This is a genomic window from Cellulophaga omnivescoria (genome assembly GCF_001999725.1).
Taxonomy (GTDB): domain Bacteria; phylum Bacteroidota; class Bacteroidia; order Flavobacteriales; family Flavobacteriaceae; genus Cellulophaga; species Cellulophaga omnivescoria.
In genome coordinates, this window is the sequence record NZ_MDDP01000004.1 from 285318 (window position 1) to 302973 (window position 17656).

Consider the following 17656-nt stretch of genomic DNA (forward strand, 5'->3'; position numbering starts at 1 on the left):
TATGGCATTAAAAGTACTCATAGTAGAGGATAATATGATTATCCAAATGTTTATAGAAAGCATAATTGAATCTATGGACGAGAATATTGTTAGAACCGCTAGTAATAGCAATGAGGCTATTTCTGCCTTACGATTTTTTTCTCCGGACATTATATTATTAGATATTGGCTTAAGTGGTGATAAAGATGGTGTGGAGGTTGCAGAAATTATAAATAAAGACTACCAAATACCATTTGTATTTATAACAGGTAATTCTGATGCCTCTACTATAGAACGAGCAGAGAAAACCAATCCAATGCACATTATTCGTAAACCAATTGATGAAAATCAGTTAAAAGCTGAGTTTGAAATAATATGCAGCAAATTGACCGAAAAACGATAGAAAAGTGCATTTCAGCTTAAAAAAGAGTTATTTAATCGATGAAATAACCTTTTTTAGCAAAAACCTATGAATATTTACTAGTACAGGTAACGGGTAAAAACTAGATCTTTGATGTAGTGATAATTTAACCCCTATCTTATGAAAAATTTTATAACCCACAAAGCAGCTATAGTATGTATTTCTACATTTTTCTGCTATTCGTTATCTGCACAAAATACAGTTGCAAGTAACGCTTCTAAAACAACTACTGTTGAAGTAAAAAAGAGAGTAGACAATTACAAAAAACTTAAAAGTTTAGGTTACACAGACAAAGAAATTTACGAAGATCTAGGTAACGCAAACTTTTTAGTAAAAAAGTATGAAACTGCTGCTTTTTGGTACAAAAAACTGAAAGATGTTAGTAAAGACAAAATGCTAAACAAAAGTTACCAAGAGCGTTACCAATTTGCACTTAAAAAAGTTGGTGTTAGTACAACTAAAGATACTCACAACTCTAATAAAGATTGGATGGCTGCTGTAGCTAATGATTACAAAACTACTAAGCAAAAAAACAATACTACGTATACGGGTAAGTATGGTGAGTATAGTTTTAACCCAAGAGGAAACTCTTCTTTAGAAACAGTTACACAACAAAACAACTATTTAGAAGAAATTACAGACAAGCACAACGCTTATAAAACACCTGTAGCAGTTACTGCAGATGGCAAAACAGCTTACTTTAGCAAAGGTGTTTATGTAAAGCCAGCAACTGGAATTTTTTCTAAAAAAGAACTGGTTCATAAAATTTACAGAGCACAAAAAGTTAACGGCGAATGGAAAAATGTTAAAGAAGTTGCATTAGCTCCTAAAAATTATTCGGCAATGCACCCTACTGTTTCTGCAGATGGCAAACGTTTGTTTTTTGCATCTAATATGCCTGGTACTTTTGGTAAGTTTGATATTTATGTTGCTTCAATTAAAGCAAATGGTGACTTTGGAGTTGCAAAAAACTTAGGACAAAAAGTAAACACAGAAAAAAACGATTTATATCCTAAAATTGTAAACGGAAACTCATTATTTTTTGCTTCAAACGGTCATAAAGGCTACGGAGGATTAGATATTTATATGGTAGAAGTTGGTCAGCGTAAAGTTGGTATTGCTGCAAATTTAGGTAGCAGAATTAATAGTGATAAAGACGATTTTTCTTTGGATTTACAATCTAAAAACGGAATGGGCTACGTAATGTCTAACCGCGGACAAGGAAATGTAGAAAGAGTTGCTTTTACATACACTAACAAAAACAGAGATTTTAACTCTCTAGAGGCTGTTAATGATGAATCATCAATAAACTATTCAACATCTGTTTTTGAAGATTAAGACCCAAGTTATATAAACAACCTACCCCCTTAGTTTATATTTCTTTACTGTACTTTGGCAAAAAAGTACTTACATTTTTCACCCTAAAATAACCGTAATTTTTACTACTATGAAAAGTCAAGTTTCATTTACTCACAAAATATGTTTACTAGTATTAGTATCTATTTTACTAAGCTTACAAACAGTAACAGCACAAGAGGCTACAGTTTCAGAAAATAGTTCAAACAATTCATACCACAATCAATTGTTTTTTAATAGATTTTTAATAAATCCTACTTTTTCATTAGTAAGAGAAAACAAATCTTATTTAAACATTTTACACAGAAACCAGTATGCTACTTTTGATGATAATGTGCAAAACTATTTTGTAGGTTTTAGTAGTAAAATTAACGATAACGCTGCATTTGGAATTGGTATTTACAGCCAATGGGCGGGTGTTGTACAAGAGTTTGGTTTTAATGCAAACTATGCAACAGCAGTACAATTAAGTGAAAAAAGTAAGCTTACTTTTGGTGCTAACGTTACTTATTTTAACGAGGGTTTAGATAAAAACAGAGTAATAGCAGATGATAACGACTTACAGTTAATAGACGCTAAAAAAGAAAGTAAATTAGCTATACAACCAGCAATTACACTATCTGTGGGTAGGTTTGATGTTGGTATCTACGCTAAAGATTTAGTTAAGTACAACCAAACAACCAATGCATTCTCTACTAATTTTAATGACAGAAGCGTTAAAGCATCTTTACAATACACACAACCATTTAGCGCAACTAGAGGTTTATTTGCAGAAGGTAGATTTATGCCACTTGTACAAGTTGGTAAAAACGAAAATGGTGGTATATCTTACGTAGGTTCTATGTTATTAGATTTACCTAAGTACGGTTGGTTACAATCTACAATAGATAACGAACACGGTATATCTATGGGATTAGGTTTTAACTTAAACAACAAAATGTCTTTAGGTTATTTATTAGAAAAAGATGTAATGAATAATGAAACAGACTTAGGGTGGAACCACGAGTTATCTTTGGCTTATACTTTTAAAAACAATGGTCCGGCTTTTGCAACTAATGACACACAAGAATCTCATGACAGCAAAGTAGATAAAATTATTAGAAACTATGAGGAGCAAATATTAGCCCTTATGGAAGATCAAAAAAGAGATAAAGAAAGAATTGTTGCTTTAGAAAGTGGTAAAGACGCTACCAAAATGGCAATCTCTAGCAAAAAAAGAGAAAATGAAATTTTAGCACTAATTACCAAACAAAATAGTTTAAAAAGAACTCAAAACAATACAACAGAAGCTAAAAACACAACTACAATAGCAGCTAACAGTACAACAAATACACAAAGCACACCAAAAACATACGTAGGAGCTGTAAAAACAGTTGGTCCTAAAAATGCCGTACAAGATAAGTTTAATACAATAGTTAGAAACTTTGAGTCACAAAGCGTTACGTTAAATAGTAAAAAAAGAAAAAACAACCGTAAAAACAAAAAAGCTACTAAATCTAAAGCTGTTACAGAAACAACAGTACAAGAAGATGAAAACTCATTGGCTTACCAAAACAGATTAATATTAGATGAACTAATTTTAAGACAAGATTCTATTGAAAACGCACGTAGCGCAGAATTAGAAAAAAAGTTTGAAACTATTGTACGTATTTTAAGAAACGATATTAAGCAAAACATACAAACTACAGCACAACAGGTTAATACTGTACCAAACAATGCTGTAGCTACTAAAAAAACTAAAAAGGTTACTTATAAGTTAGACGCAGATAAAACAACTAAAACAGTTGCTGCTAAAACTGATAACAAAAAATTTAAAGAAATTCCTTTAAAAGTAGTAAACCAGTCAGATATGGATGGTGTTAAGTCTGGATACTACGTAATTGCAAATGTTTACAAAACAAAAAAGTACTTAGATGCTTTTATGACAAAACTTAAAAAGCAAAACATTGATGCAAAACAATTTTATAATAAAGAAAATGATCTTTACTATGTATACATAGCAGATTACAACTATATGGAAGAAGCGGAAGACGCTTACGCATCTAACCTTAATGGTAAATACCAAGATGAAAAATGGATTTTAAAAGTAGACAAACCTACTTACTCTGCATCTACAGCAACAGCTGCAAATATATATGAAGATTAATACAATATAAGTTGACTCTCCCTAGAGTATAAATTGGGTTATTTTATAAGTGAAAATTACGCATCGGGGGTTGCGGGTAGTCCTAAAAGACAAAGTATATAACGTTCTTATACTTGTCTTTTGGACTATTTTTTTTTACAAAAAAGTGCAGTTCATCTAAAAAATTACTTTAGAATAATTCTAAATAATAAGTTAAAATTTTAACACTTTATCGATTAGCCCTTTTAAAATATACGCTTAAAAGCATTAAAGTAACGATGAAGTGCATATTAACATATATTAAATGAGATTTTACTTACTTTTTAAATTTTGCCAACTAACGCAAAAGTCATATCTTTAGTATAGAGAAACAAAATAAGTAGTGTAGAACCTATTTAATTAAGTATAGCTTTTCTATTAAAATGAACGTTAAGAAAAGGGTTTACATTTTTAAAATATACTATTTATTTACTCTAAAAAATAGATTTAGAAACTTGTAAAAGAGTTTCTTTCACCCCCAAAAACCCAAATTATATGACACTTTTTTACATTACAAAAAGTAACCAAAAACAAACCTACAAAAACTGCAATCAGCAATCATTTTTACCCCTACACAAAAATGATAATCTACGCTGTAAACGGTATAATAATCTCTGTATTTAATTTTATAGTAGCCTTAGAAATTTACTGTTTACAATAGGTATTATAACTAAAATTAAAACAAAAGAGTACCCCTACCCTTTTAATTTTAATTATAATTTCTATCTAATAAATACACTTAATTATTGTAATAAATAATTAAGGCTAGGTTTTCTATTTTCTATTTTAAAATTAAATACAACCCCAAATTTCATTTATAAACTTAACCTGTATGCTATAATGGCATACAAAAACCCCCAACTTATGCAAACAAGAAATTTAAATGTTATTGTAATAGATAACGATCCATTGTTTAAAAAAACGTACAAACATTATTTTAATCTGTACTCAGACTACAATTTAATTGGTATTTATAGCTCTGCCAAAGAAGCATTAAGATCTTCCACCACAGTTGCTCCAGATATTATTATCACAGATATTCCAGAAGAAGAATTTGGTGGTATAGATGTATTAATTAAATTTAAAAAGAAAGCAGTAAACGCAAAAATTATTATTGTTAGTGAGCAAAACGATTTTTCATTAATAAAAAAAGCTTTTAAAAACGGTGCAAATGGTTACTTAACCAAACCACTCACAGAAATGAGATTGTATGACGCATTAAATTCTATTAAGATTGATGGAGCTGCAATTAGTAATGACATTGCAAAGCAGGTTATATCTATGTTTCAGCGTAAATCTTTTAATGAATTTTCTAAAAGAGAAAATGAAATTATAGATCTTTTATTTGAAGGTGAAACTTACAAAACAATTGCAGAAAAACTATTTGTTACTGCAAGTGCTGTTAATTTTCATATCCAAAATATATACTTAAAACTTAATGTAAACTCTAAGTCTGAAGCATTGGACAAGCTTAGACAGTTAGATTGTGCTTAAAGCAAAACAGTATAGCAAAAACAAACAAAACCTACTTATGCTTTTGCTTATACTAAAATTTAAATAGTGAATACTATTTATGTAGATTGTCCATATTTTACCATAAGACCCTTGAAATTGTTGATTTTTTCAGGGGTTTTATACTTTTAATCGGTAAAAATTGTTTCTCCTTTTACCAGCCAAGCAATTCCAAAACATTCTATAGCAACCGTCTCCATCCAAAAGGTAATATGGTTTTGATAATAAAAGTCCTCTGGTATTACTTTTAACAAACCAAGCATTATTACAAGCAAAGCACAAAACATAATAGTGCCAGTTATTTTATAAATTGCATTTCGTTGTTTTTTTTCCTTTGTAAGCTCTGTTTTAGGTTTGTTAGATTTGGTAAATACAAAAAGAGACATATAATTTAAGCTTAACAAAAATATTGCAGCTGCTATGTAATGAAAACGTACACGCCAAACATTATCTTGTATATAAGTTACACTATACGCAGCGTCTGCATCACAACAGGTAATGGCTATATTATCTGTAGGGAATAGTAATAGTAAAATTGCAAAAACACCCGCTATAAAAGACATATAAAAATCTATAGGTTCTCTACCTTTGTATACCATTAAAAATATAGCCATAATACTTACAACAATAATAAATATTGGGTTTGCCCGCGTAAAGTAATAATGACTAATAGACTCTAATGCACTTGCGTGCTCTGATGTAATCCATAAAAAAGCAAATAATAAAATAGGTAAGGCTATGCCTAAAACTCCAATTAATCTTCGTAAAGTTTGTGTGTTTGTTAACCAAATATCATCATCTCTTCTATAATCTAAATGTAGCATTTTTTGCATTTTAGAAGTAGAGTTTTGCTTTTTTTCTTTATTCATAACTAATGCTATTATGGTAATTGTTGTAGCATAAATTTATAGCCTAAAGCTATTAAAATGGCTAAACCAAAACTTATTAATGTTCCTATTAAAATATATTCTGTTAATTTGCGATCGTTTGCTTTAGATAAATCTCCAAATCTAAAAACAGATTTAGCTGTTAGTAAAAAGCCAATTCCACTCCATTGGCCTAAAACAATAAACATAAAAATAAACAAGCGCTCTAACACCCCTATGTATGCACCTGCATTTTTAAGCGATTTTTTAGACTCATCTTCTAATTTCCATTTAGATATTATAACCTTCATTAATATGGCAGACACGTTTGTAAGCAAAAAAATAGCTATAAAAAACAGTATTATATTGGGCGTGGTAAAATAAGATAGGTCTAAACTATAGTCTGTATAAGTAGCAGCCACAAGTACTAACACTAATAAATGTAGCAATTGATCTAGAAAAAATAAGACTCTAGCATTGTCATCATTTTGCAATATTAACTTTGCTAAGTCTATTAAATAATGTGTAATTACAATAGTAGCAATACCAATAAAGTAATTTGTATTAAATTCTAAAACTACCATTAAGGCTAGTAAGTGTATAACTATATGCCAGTACAAGTAAGCCGACTTTTGTTTTTTCTCTAGCTTGTCTTTTACCCATTTATTTGGTTGCAACACAAAATCACCCAAAATATGAGCTAAAAGCAACTTTAATGTAAGTACTAACATAGTTTTTTTATTTGTGTGTTATAGTAATCTAATATTTTTAAAATTTCATCAAAACCAGCTTTTTTTAAACTAGTACTAATATTGCTTTGCTTTTTGTCTAACCTATCTGCCAACTCTTTTTGCGTTACACTGGTATCTTTTAAGCTTTCTTTTATTAAAAGTGCATAATTAGGTGTCCAATTATTTATGGTTAGCTCTAACACGTCTAGCAGTAAATTTAAAACCGTATTAAACTCTTGCCAAGGTGTTTTAATTGCTAAAGTTTGCTTTTTTAACTCTTCAAAACACTCGCCAGAATTTATATAAGCGCTACCATTTGCCTCTGTAACCTTTTCTGCAATGTAACTTTGCTCTCCTATTCCTATTGCCATTCTAACATCTAACGTTTTAAATTGTTTTAGTACTGTTTTTAACTTAAAAGCAACTTTTAACGCCAACTCTGGTGTAGTTTTTAATTGAAAACTATCTCCTCTATATATTTCCCAATCTTTTGGATCTGAGCCTATATTTTTCAACTCAGCCTTAAGCTCTGGTAACCAAACACCTACATCTTCTGCTCTAGAATTAATAATGTCTCCTGTTATAACTGCTATCATTTTTAATTTTTCATCAAATATATGCTATTTAACATATAATCACAATTATATGCCATATAACATATAATTTAAAATATATGCATTTAAACATATAAAAGAGTGTATCAATTTAAAAATAGGTTTTTTTAACAATATTATATTTACAAAACTAGTAATTATTATACATTCAAAACACAATTAAAGCATCAACCTAAAATAATTAACTAACAAAAAAGAGAAATTCTTTTAAAATAGTACTTTTGCGGTATGGTAAGAAACATTCAGCTTAGAACTACATTAATAGAAGAACCAATACAAGGTATTCTAACCAAAAAAGCTGCAAAATATTTAGGTGTTCCCGAAAAAGAAATTACTGCTGTAAAAGTAGATCGTAAGTCTATAGATGCACGTAAGCCTACCATTTATTTTAATTACAAAGTAACCGTATACATACAAGAACCTGCACCAGAAAGCAGTAATTATACGTTTAATTATAAAGATGTTTCTAACGCCAAAGAAGTTCATATTATTGGTTTTGGCCCTGCCGGTATGTATGCCGCACTACGTTGTATAGAGCTTGGCTATAAACCTGTTGTGTTAGAACGCGGTAAAAATGTACAAAACAGACGTAGAGATTTAAAAGCAATAAACCAAGAACATATTGTAAACCAAGACTCTAACTATTGTTTTGGCGAAGGTGGTGCAGGCACATATTCTGACGGTAAATTATATACACGCAGTTTAAAACGTGGAGATGTACGTAGAATTTTTGAAAACCTAGTATACCACGGTGCAACAGACCAAATTTTAGTAGATGCACACCCACATATTGGCACCAATAAACTACCTAAGCTTGTACAAAATATTAGAGAAAATATTATAAAGTACGGTGGTGAAGTTCATTTTAATACTAAAGTGGTAGATTTTGAAATACAAAACAACACCTTAAAAGCTATTATTTTAGAAAATGGTAATGAAATGGCCGTAAATAGTGTAATTCTAGCAACAGGACACTCGGCCAGAGACATTTATTATTTACTGCATAAAAAAGAAATTGCATTACAAGCAAAATCTTTTGCAATGGGTGTACGTGTAGAGCACCCACAACATATAATAGACAGCATACAATACCATTGTAGCGGACAAAGAGATGAGTTATTACCAGCTGCTGCATATAGCCTTGTAGAACAAGTAAAAGGCAGAGGTGTATACTCATTTTGTATGTGCCCAGGAGGATTTATAGTACCTGCTGCAACAGCTCCAGGAGAAGTTGTGGTAAATGGTATGTCGCCATCTAAACGTAATAATTTATATGCAAACTCTGGTATTGTTGTAGAAATTAATGTTGATGAAGATATTCCTAAATACAATAAGTTTGGGGTTTTAAAAGGGTTAGAATATCAAAAGGATTTAGAGAAACTAGCTTTTACGGCAGGCGGAAGAAGTCAAGTTGCACCTGCACAAAGACTAACAGATTTTGTAGAAGGAAAATTATCTACAACACTAAATGAAACCTCTTACCAACCAGGATTAAACTCTGCTCCTATGCACTCTCTGTTTCCAAAACTAATTGGAAGTCGTTTAAGAGGCGGTTTTAAAGCATTTGGAGATAAAATGAATGGGTATTACACCTCTGAAGCTAATATTATTGGTGTAGAATCTAGAACCTCATCTCCTGTTAATATCCCCAGAACAGAAAAGTTAGAACACCCAGAGATTAAAGGCTTATTTCCTTGTGGAGAAGGCGGTGGCTACGCAGGAGGTATAATTTCTGCAGCTATGGATGGCGAAAGATGTGCTGAAGCTGCTGTAGCAGGCATATAAATTATAAGCTTGTTGCTGCAAAATTAGTATTAAGCTAAAGCAACACTAGTTGCTATCTGCTTTTTCGTTACTAGTTTTTTGCACCTCTTGTGCTTTTTTTACAATAGCTTTTAGGCGTTCTTTACGTAAAGCTTCTTCTTTTTTCTTTTTATTAATTTTTCGGGCCATTAACTTAGAGTGTTTAGCCTTATTTAATGTATTTTTTTCTTTTCCTGTTTTACCCATAACTAGCTCTTTTTTAAACACTTTTATATCAACCTAAAACAAAAACTTATCTTTTTTTAACTTTTTTTAAAACCCTACTTCAAATTATCTCGTTAGTATGGCAAGAGTGTATAAGTTTTTATAGCTTTGGTAGCTGCAAAAATAACACTTAAATATACAATAATAACATAGTGTTTTTAAAGCATAAGATGGCAAACATTAAGCAACTTCTAGTACAAATTATAGCAATAAGCATCAGCTTACTGTACGTGCTGCATCCGTTGCAAAACCAAATTAAAGATGGATTACATGCTATTTCTCACGCAATAGAAGCACAAAATAGTATTACAGCACATTCTCATAGCCATTCTTCCATAGCTAAACACAGTCACAGCCATACACATGTACAAAACCACGACCACCAAATAATTACATTTATAAACGACTTATTTGGAGCTCCAGAGAACGAGAACGACTCTAATGATGGTATTTTACAAGAAATTAAAATAGACAAACACATTATAGAGCCAATTACCTATAATATAAGTAATAACACTACACTAACCATTAACTATATATATACAAGCACAAATAAAACTACAAAAGGTTATTTAGCGGCTGTAGAAAAACCTCCCAAAAGCACACATGCTTAATACTGCTTATAATTAGCAGAAAAATTAAAAATTAATTTATAAAAGTACTAGCTACTACGGGCTGTTTTATGCCCATAGGTTAGCTACGTACATACTATTTGTATCTCAGATTTAAAGCAATGTTTTTAAACCTGACAAGGATACTATTTACAACAAACAACAACAACAAATGAAAAATATAATAACTATTATACTGTTACTAATTGGTTTTAGTAACATACAAGCGCACGAGCTAAAAGGTACTATTATATCAAACAGTAATAATACACCTATAGAAGGTGTTAGTGTATACAACCAAACAAATGGCGACTACACCTACTCTAACACTTCCGGCTTTTTTAAGTTAAATAATGTCTCTTTAAACGATGTTATTTACTTTTACAATCTGGGGTACGCTACAAAACAAATTACAATTACAGAAGAGCATCTTAATACTACCATTAAAATTAGTTTAACAGAAAGTGTAGTGTCTTTAGACCAAGTAGTTTTGGTTTCTAATGTAAACACACTTAGCACTTTTTTAAACGTAGATGTTAAAACCTCTCCGGTAAAATCTTCACAAGAGATTTTACGTAAGGTTCCCGGACTAATTATTGGTCAGCATGCTGGTGGCGGTAAGGCAGAACAAATATTTTTACGTGGTTTTGATATTGACCACGGTACAGACGTTGCCATAAGCGTAGATGGCTTACCTGTAAATATGGTATCTCATGCACACGGACAAGGTTATGCAGATATGCACTTTATTATACCAGAAACGGTAGATAATATAGACTTTGGCAAAGGTCCTTACTATGCCAACGTAGGTAATTTTAACACAGCTGGATATGTAAACCTAAAAACCAAAAAGAAGTTAGACAAAAACTTACTTTCTGTAGAAGCCGGACAATTTAACAGCTTGCGTGCTGTAAGTATACTTAAGTTATTAGATGAAGAACAAAATAATATGTACTTAGCATCTGAGCTTGTACTTACAGACGGTGTATTTGATTCTCCTCAGAATTTTAATAGAATAAACTTAATGGGACGTTACAACTTTAATAATTATAACGACCAAGAGTTTACTATTACAGCTAGTCATTTTCAAAGTAAATGGGATGCATCAGGACAAATACCACAACGTGCTGTAGACCAAGGTTTAATTGGTAGGTTTGGCGCAATAGACGATACAGAAGGTGGTAAAACTAGCAGATCTAACCTATGGTTTAATCATACCAAACAATTTAACGAGCACGAGTCTCTTACTTCTAAGGCATTTGTATCTAAGTACGACTTTGAGCTGTTCTCTAACTTTACGTTTTTTTTAGATGATCCTGTAAATGGCGATCAAATAAAACAAAAAGAGTCTCGTAGTATTTTTGGAGCAGAATCTGTTTACGCGCATAATTTTCATTTTGAAAAAGGCAACTCACAATTAAAATTAGAAGCTGGTGCTGGTTTTAGGTATGATGATGTAAATGACGTAGAGTTATCTCACACAGCTAACAGGCAAACTACTTTAGAAACGTACGCTTTAGGTGATATTGATGAAGTAAATATGTATAGCTTTTTAAACGCTAAATACAAGAAAAATAAATGGACAATTAATCCTGGTTTACGTTTAGACTATTTTAAAAACGACTATATAGACAAACTACAAACTGTTTATACTAGCTTAAGTGAAGACAAGGTTTTTGTTAGCCCTAAGTTAAACTTTATTTATGCCGCTTCTCCTAGCGTGCAGTTATTTTTAAAATCTGGTATTGGTTTTCATTCTAACGACACACGTGTAGTTACAGCTAACAATGGTAAAGAAATATTACCTGCTGCTTATGGTAATGATTTGGGTGTAATTCTAAAACCATCATCTAAACTAGTTATAAACGCCGCTTTATGGAGCTTATTTTTAGAACAAGAATTTGTATATGTTGGAGATGCTGGCGTGGTAGAACCTAGTGGAAAAACACAACGTTATGGTGTAGACTTAGGTTTTAGATACAATATAACACCTAACTTATATTTATATAGTGATGCTAACTATGCTTACGCAAGAAGCACAGAAGAAGCTGATGGTGAAGACTACATACCATTGGCTCCTTCTTTAACTGCTGCAGGTGGTTTAACTTTTAACAACCTTGGTAAGTTTTCTGGCGGATTAAATTACAGATACGTAAAAGACAGACCTGCTAATGAAGATAACTCTATTGTTGCAGATGGATATTTGATATCTGACTTTAATCTTAGTTACAATACTAAAAACTGGACATACGGAGTTATTATAGAGAATTTGTTTGACACAGAGTGGAACGAGAGTCAGTTTGCTACAGAAACAAGGTTATTTAATGAAGATAACCCTGTAGATGAAATTCATTTTACACCAGGTACTCCGTTCTTTTTAAAAGCTAAAGTTTCCGTAACTTTTTAAAAACGGTATTTTTATTGCACCTAGTAAACCCATAGCATTTGTTGTGGGTTTATTTTTTATCAACCCCAAACACAAATACAACTTTTATAAAATTATAGTATATTTAGTTTAATGATTAAGAACCTTGCCTTCATTTTATGCTGTATAACACTCTTTTCTTGTGCTAACAAAAGTATAGAAAAGAAAGAGGATCCGTATGTATGGAAAACCTTAAGTGTTAGAGCCACAGCATACAACTCTTTGGCATACCAAACCTCTTCTACCCCAACAATTGCTGCTTGGGGAGATAGTCTAAAACCTGGAGACAAATATATAGCTGTTTCTAAAGATCTTTTAAAACTAGGTTTGGTAAGAAATACAGAAGTAAAACTAGAAGGCTTTAGTGGTACATATTTAGTAAAAGACAAAATGCACTCTAAATGGCGTAACCGTATAGATATTTATATGGGCACAGATGTAAAAAAAGCTATTGAATATGGTGTTAAAAAAATTAATATACAATACAAAACTCTTAAAGATAGCTTAAAAACACCCTAATTTTAAAGCGTTCTTCTTATCTTTAAAAAAACACTGTTTAGATAAATATTGTAGCAATTAGTACTACCCTATAAAAATGATAGGATAGCAATTTTAAAACGACTAAAATCAAAAATAAAATAACAGTAGTATAACAATTACAATACAGAAAATAAATTGATTTTATGCTAACTTGGAAAAATATAATTCATTTTACTGTAAAAGGTAATTTAAAGCCAGATTTTAAAGTTGAAAAGTCGGATGCAGAGTGGAAACAAATACTAACGCCAGAACAATACAGAATTACACGTAGAAAAGGTACAGAGCCAGCTAATAGTGGTGCCTTTTGTAGTTCTTTTACAGATGGTGAGTATAATTGTGTTTGCTGCAACACGCCATTGTTTAACTCAGACATTAAGTTTAAGTCTAACTCTGGTTGGCCTAGTTTTACACAGCCTATTAAAGAAAATGCTATTAAATATGTAAAAGATAATAGTTTTGGAATGATACGAGTAGAGGTTTTGTGTAATACATGTAATGCTCACTTAGGTCATATTTTTCCAGACGGACCAGAACCTAGTGGTTTACGCTACTGCATAAACTCAGAGGCTTTACAATTACAAAATAGAAAGGAAATACAAGAATGAAGAATAGAAAATTAGAAACATTAACTGTTGGTGGAGGATGCTTTTGGTGTACAGAAGCAGTTTTTAATGAGGTTAAAGGTGTAGAAAAGGTAGTTTCTGGCTATACAGGTGGTATTGCTCCTGGTAGACCAACGTACAGAGAAATATGCTCGGGTTTAACGGGTCATGCAGAGGTGGTGCAGGTTACTTACAATGCCGCAGAAATATCATACCAAGATTTACTGGTTATATTTATGACTACCCACAACCCTACTACATTAAACAGACAAGGAGCAGATGCGGGCACACAATATAGATCTGTAATTTATTACCATAATCAAATGCAAAAAGAGGTTGCTGAGGTTGTTTTAGCAGAAATGGCTCCGTATTACGCAGATGCTATTGTTACAGAACTTAGCCCCATTGGTGTTTTTTATGACGCAGAAGAAGAACACCAAAGTTTTTATAAAAATAATAAAACAATGGGGTATTGTACCGTAGTTATAGACCCTAAACTAGCTAAACTACGACAAATGCACGCAGATAAATTAAAAAGCATAACAGCTTAATACAACATATAATACCTGTAATTCTTAATGATTTACAGGTATTTTAAATTTTAGAAATAATGAAAGTTATACACGATAAAGAAAATCAAAAATTTACTATGGATGTAGAAGGTGCCACTGCATTTGTAGATTACAAGCTTAAAGATGGTAAAATGTACTTAGTATATTCTGAAGTACCTACCAGCTTAAGAGGTAAAGGCATAGGCAAAGTTTTAGTGGAACAAACTTTTGAGCTGCTTACCACACAAGGGTACAAAGCTGTAGCTGTTTGCGGATACGTTAAGGCTATTGCTAAAAGAAGTGATAAGTGGAGTACTATAATTGAACAAGCCTAACGAATGAAATTTAACTTAAAAAATAGATTCATATCGCAATTACCTGCAGATCCTATTTTAGAAAATTATAGAAGGCAGGTTTATAATGCTTGCTTTTCTTATGTTACCCCTAAAAAAACTGCAAACCCAGAAATAATTCACGTTTCTGATGAAATGCTACGTACACTTGGACTAACTAAAAAAGATAGTGCTACTAAAGAGTTTTTAAACGTATTTACAGGTAATAGCGTTATGGCAGATACCAAACCGTATGCTATGTGTTATGGCGGACATCAATTTGGTAATTGGGCCGGACAATTAGGCGATGGTAGAGCTATAAATTTAGCTGAGGTAGAACACAACAATAAAATATGGGCTCTACAACTTAAAGGTGCAGGAGAAACTCCGTATTCTAGATCAGCAGATGGTCTAGCAGTATTGCGATCATCTGTAAGAGAGTATTTATGTAGCGAAGCTATGTACCACTTAGGTGTACCCACAACAAGAGCCTTGTCTTTAGCACTTACAGGAGATAATGTATTAAGAGATATGTTGTACAATGGTAATGCTGCTTATGAAAAAGGAGCTATTGTTACCAGAGTTGCGCCAAGTTTTTTACGCTTTGGAAATATTCAATTGTTGGCAGCAAGAGAAGATACCACTACCTTAACTACGCTAGTAAATTACACTATAAAAAATCATTTTTCTCATTTAGGCAATCCATCTAAAGAAACATACATTGCATTTTTTAAAGAAGTTGCAGAACGTACACTAGAAATGATTGTACATTGGCAACGTGTAGGTTTTGTGCACGGTGTTATGAATACTGATAATATGTCTATTCTAGGTTTAACTATAGACTATGGTCCTTATGGCTGGTTAGACGATTATAATCCGGACTGGACACCTAATACTACAGATGCAGAAAACAGACGTTACCGCTACAACAACCAACCTAATGTTGGTTTGTGGAATCTTTTTCAACTGGCAAATGCTTTGTTTCCTTTGATAAATGAAGCCGCTCCCCTAGAAGCTATTTTAGACAATTACAAACTTGGTTATGATAAGGCTTCTTTAAAAATGATGCGTTCTAAAATTGGTTTGTTTACAGAATTTGACACAGATTACAAACTTATAGAACAGCTTGAAGGAAATTTACAGCGCGTAGAAACCGATATGACTATCTTCTACAGGAACTTATCCACTTTTAATAAAAACGCTCCTAAAGAAGCTCTAAACAGCATTAAAGAGGCTTTTTATGATACAAACACAGTAACAGATGATATAAAAACACATTGGAACAATTGGTTTACTGCATATGCTAGCAGGTTAAAGTTAGAAAAAACAACAGATGATGAACGTAAAGTAAAGATGAACCTAACTAACCCTAAGTACGTATTACGCAACTATATGGCGCAATTAGCAATTGATGCTGCAGACAATGGTAATTACAGCGTACTAGAGGAACTATATCAGCTTTTAAAAAATCCATATGAAGATCAACCAGAACATCAAAAATGGTTTGCCAAAAGACCAGATTGGGCAAAACATAAGGTTGGTTGCTCTATGTTATCCTGTAGCTCATAATATCTGGTCATAACTAATAAAACAGACACTATGCAAAAAACAGATTTTAGTAATTTAAAAGCAATGTACATTAACTGTACACTTAAAAAATCACCATCAGAAAGTCATACTTCTAAACTTATGGAGGTTTCTAAACAAATAATGCGTAAAGAGAATGTTACTGTAGAACAATTACGACTTGTAGATCACGATGTTGCTAGTGGTGTTTATCCAGATATGACAGAGTACGGCTGGGATAAAGATGAATGGCCAGAGTTATTTAAAAAAATTATAGATGCTGATATACTTATTATTGGCACGCCTATTTGGTTAGGAGAAAAGTCTTCTGAAGCACAAAAGCTTATAGAACGACTATATGCTATGAGTGGTATGACAAATGAAAAGGGACAGTATTTGTTTTACGGAAAAGTAGGTGGCACTATTATTACAGGCAATGAAGACGGTGTAAAACACTGTGCTATGGGTATTTTATATGCTATGCAACATATTGGTTATTCTATACCACCACAGGCTGATGCTGGTTGGATTGGCGAAGTTGGACCAGGCCCTAGCTATGGTGACACCGAGTGGAAAGGAGAAAAATTAGACACTCCTGTTGGCTTAGAGTCCGACTTTACAAACAGAAACACGACCTTTATGACCTACAACCTTATGCACTTAGCTAAAATGCTAAAAGAACAAGGAGGCTATCCTAGTTACGGAAACTCTAGAGATGGTTGGGATAATGGTAAAAAATGGAACTTTCAAAATCCTGAATATCGTTAAAAAACTAGCTAACGAACTGTAAAACAGCACTATGGTTGCACTGTAATTTTAAGCACCTTTTTCCGACAAAATAATCAATAACAAATTAACTAAAAACCACATTTATGAAAGCAATTTGGAATAACACAGTTATAGCAGAGAGTAATGATACTATAGTCATAGAAAACAATCATTATTTCCCAAAAGAGAGCATTAAACAAGAGTTTTTTGCGGCATCAACTACACATACAACTTGCCCTTGGAAAGGCAAAGCCCACTACTACAGCGTTACTGTAGATGGTAAAGAAAATAAAGATGCTGCTTGGCATTATCCAGAAGTTTCTAAAATGGCAAAACCAATAGAAGGTTATGTTGCTTTTTGGAAAGGTGTAGAAGTAGTAGAATAGTATTTTTACTCTAAAAATAGCAGAAGATTAATTTTATAAGATAACCCCAAGCACAGGTTACCATAAATATGCAAATGCTGTTTTAAAATTGTTATTTAAGATCCAAAATATAACGAGAGGTTTTGTTTTTATATTCAAATATTTCGAAAATTAAACTCACATTTTAATAATTAAATTATAAGTTTAATTAAAAAATAATAAAAA

Annotated in this window: 18 protein-coding genes; 14 read left to right on the forward strand and 4 right to left on the reverse strand. The window is 32.0% G+C overall.

Annotated elements, in window-relative coordinates:
• Position 1 precedes the first annotated feature (1 nt).
• From BFJ87_RS03600 to BFJ87_RS03615, 4 genes are all read left to right on the forward strand, one after another.
• Positions 2 to 382 carry a response regulator gene (locus BFJ87_RS03600; RefSeq protein ID WP_077400030.1) on the forward strand — a complete coding sequence of 127 codons (381 nt, stop codon included), beginning with the start codon at positions 2 to 4 and terminating at the stop codon, positions 380 to 382.
• 138 nt (positions 383 to 520) lie between these two features.
• On the forward strand, positions 521 to 1738 hold the full coding sequence (locus BFJ87_RS03605) for a TolB-like translocation protein (protein WP_077400033.1): 1218 nt from the start codon (positions 521 to 523) through the stop codon (positions 1736 to 1738).
• Positions 1739 to 1847: 109 nt separating this feature from the next.
• Complete coding sequence (locus BFJ87_RS03610) at positions 1848 to 3902, forward strand: PorP/SprF family type IX secretion system membrane protein (protein ID WP_077400036.1); 2055 nt, start codon at positions 1848 to 1850, stop codon at positions 3900 to 3902.
• 882 nt (positions 3903 to 4784) lie between these two features.
• Positions 4785 to 5414, forward strand: a complete 630-nt coding sequence (locus BFJ87_RS03615; RefSeq protein ID WP_077400116.1) for a response regulator — start codon at positions 4785 to 4787, stop codon at positions 5412 to 5414.
• 146 nt (positions 5415 to 5560) lie between these two features.
• On the opposite strand, the gene BFJ87_RS03620 is transcribed toward BFJ87_RS03615, so the two are convergent.
• From BFJ87_RS03620 to BFJ87_RS03630, 3 genes are read right to left on the reverse strand one after another with little or no spacing between them, the layout of a single operon-like run.
• The gene (locus BFJ87_RS03620) at positions 5561 to 6301 is read right to left on the reverse strand and encodes a hypothetical protein (protein ID WP_077400039.1); all 741 of its coding nucleotides are present in this window, start codon (positions 6299 to 6301) and stop codon (positions 5561 to 5563) included.
• An 11-nt stretch (positions 6302 to 6312) separates the two neighbouring features.
• Positions 6313 to 7029: a DUF3307 domain-containing protein gene (locus tag BFJ87_RS03625; RefSeq protein ID WP_077400042.1), complete on the reverse strand. Its 717-nt coding sequence runs from the start codon at positions 7027 to 7029 to the stop codon at positions 6313 to 6315.
• A complete protein-coding gene (locus BFJ87_RS03630) occupies positions 7023 to 7625 on the reverse strand; it encodes a SatD family protein (protein ID WP_077400046.1) in 603 nt (200 codons plus the stop codon). The genes BFJ87_RS03625 and BFJ87_RS03630 overlap by 7 nt, the downstream gene beginning before the upstream one ends.
• Positions 7626 to 7871: 246 nt before the next feature.
• On the opposite strand from BFJ87_RS03630, the gene BFJ87_RS03635 reads away from it, so the two are divergent.
• Positions 7872 to 9428: an NAD(P)/FAD-dependent oxidoreductase gene (locus tag BFJ87_RS03635; protein WP_077400049.1), complete on the forward strand. Its 1557-nt coding sequence runs from the start codon at positions 7872 to 7874 to the stop codon at positions 9426 to 9428.
• A 45-nt stretch (positions 9429 to 9473) separates the two neighbouring features.
• Here the strand turns inward: BFJ87_RS03635 and BFJ87_RS03640 are convergent, their stop codons facing one another.
• The gene (locus BFJ87_RS03640) at positions 9474 to 9653 is read right to left on the reverse strand and encodes a hypothetical protein (RefSeq protein ID WP_077400119.1); all 180 of its coding nucleotides are present in this window, start codon (positions 9651 to 9653) and stop codon (positions 9474 to 9476) included.
• Positions 9654 to 9841: 188 nt separating this feature from the next.
• Between BFJ87_RS03640 and BFJ87_RS03645 the strand changes: the two genes are divergently transcribed.
• The 9 genes from BFJ87_RS03645 (at position 9842) to BFJ87_RS03685 (ending at position 17452) form a co-directional block, all read left to right on the forward strand.
• Positions 9842 to 10285 (forward strand): hypothetical protein, encoded by a 444-nt coding sequence (locus BFJ87_RS03645; protein WP_077400052.1) that lies wholly within the window; start codon positions 9842 to 9844, stop codon positions 10283 to 10285.
• A gap of 169 nt (positions 10286 to 10454) precedes the next feature.
• Entirely contained in the window at positions 10455 to 12689 is a 2235-nt protein-coding gene (locus tag BFJ87_RS03650) for a TonB-dependent receptor (protein WP_077400056.1), read from the forward strand.
• A 111-nt stretch (positions 12690 to 12800) separates the two neighbouring features.
• Positions 12801 to 13226 carry a 3D domain-containing protein gene (locus BFJ87_RS03655; protein WP_077400059.1) on the forward strand — a complete coding sequence of 142 codons (426 nt, stop codon included), beginning with the start codon at positions 12801 to 12803 and terminating at the stop codon, positions 13224 to 13226.
• 164 nt (positions 13227 to 13390) lie between these two features.
• Positions 13391 to 13852: a peptide-methionine (R)-S-oxide reductase MsrB gene (gene msrB / locus BFJ87_RS03660; RefSeq protein WP_077400062.1), complete on the forward strand. Its 462-nt coding sequence runs from the start codon at positions 13391 to 13393 to the stop codon at positions 13850 to 13852.
• The gene (gene msrA, locus BFJ87_RS03665; RefSeq protein WP_077400065.1) at positions 13849 to 14400 is read left to right on the forward strand and encodes a peptide-methionine (S)-S-oxide reductase MsrA; all 552 of its coding nucleotides are present in this window, start codon (positions 13849 to 13851) and stop codon (positions 14398 to 14400) included. The genes msrB and msrA overlap by 4 nt, the downstream gene beginning before the upstream one ends.
• Before the next feature lie 59 nt (positions 14401 to 14459).
• Complete coding sequence (locus BFJ87_RS03670; protein ID WP_077400069.1) at positions 14460 to 14735, forward strand: GNAT family N-acetyltransferase; 276 nt, start codon at positions 14460 to 14462, stop codon at positions 14733 to 14735.
• 3 nt (positions 14736 to 14738) lie between these two features.
• Positions 14739 to 16301, forward strand: a complete 1563-nt coding sequence (locus tag BFJ87_RS03675; protein WP_077400072.1) for a protein adenylyltransferase SelO — start codon at positions 14739 to 14741, stop codon at positions 16299 to 16301.
• Positions 16302 to 16331: 30 nt separating this feature from the next.
• The gene (locus tag BFJ87_RS03680) at positions 16332 to 17066 is read left to right on the forward strand and encodes a flavodoxin family protein (protein ID WP_077400075.1); all 735 of its coding nucleotides are present in this window, start codon (positions 16332 to 16334) and stop codon (positions 17064 to 17066) included.
• Between the two features lie 104 nt (positions 17067 to 17170).
• A complete protein-coding gene (locus BFJ87_RS03685; protein WP_077400078.1) occupies positions 17171 to 17452 on the forward strand; it encodes a DUF427 domain-containing protein in 282 nt (93 codons plus the stop codon).
• The last annotated feature ends 204 nt before the right edge of the window (positions 17453 to 17656 follow it).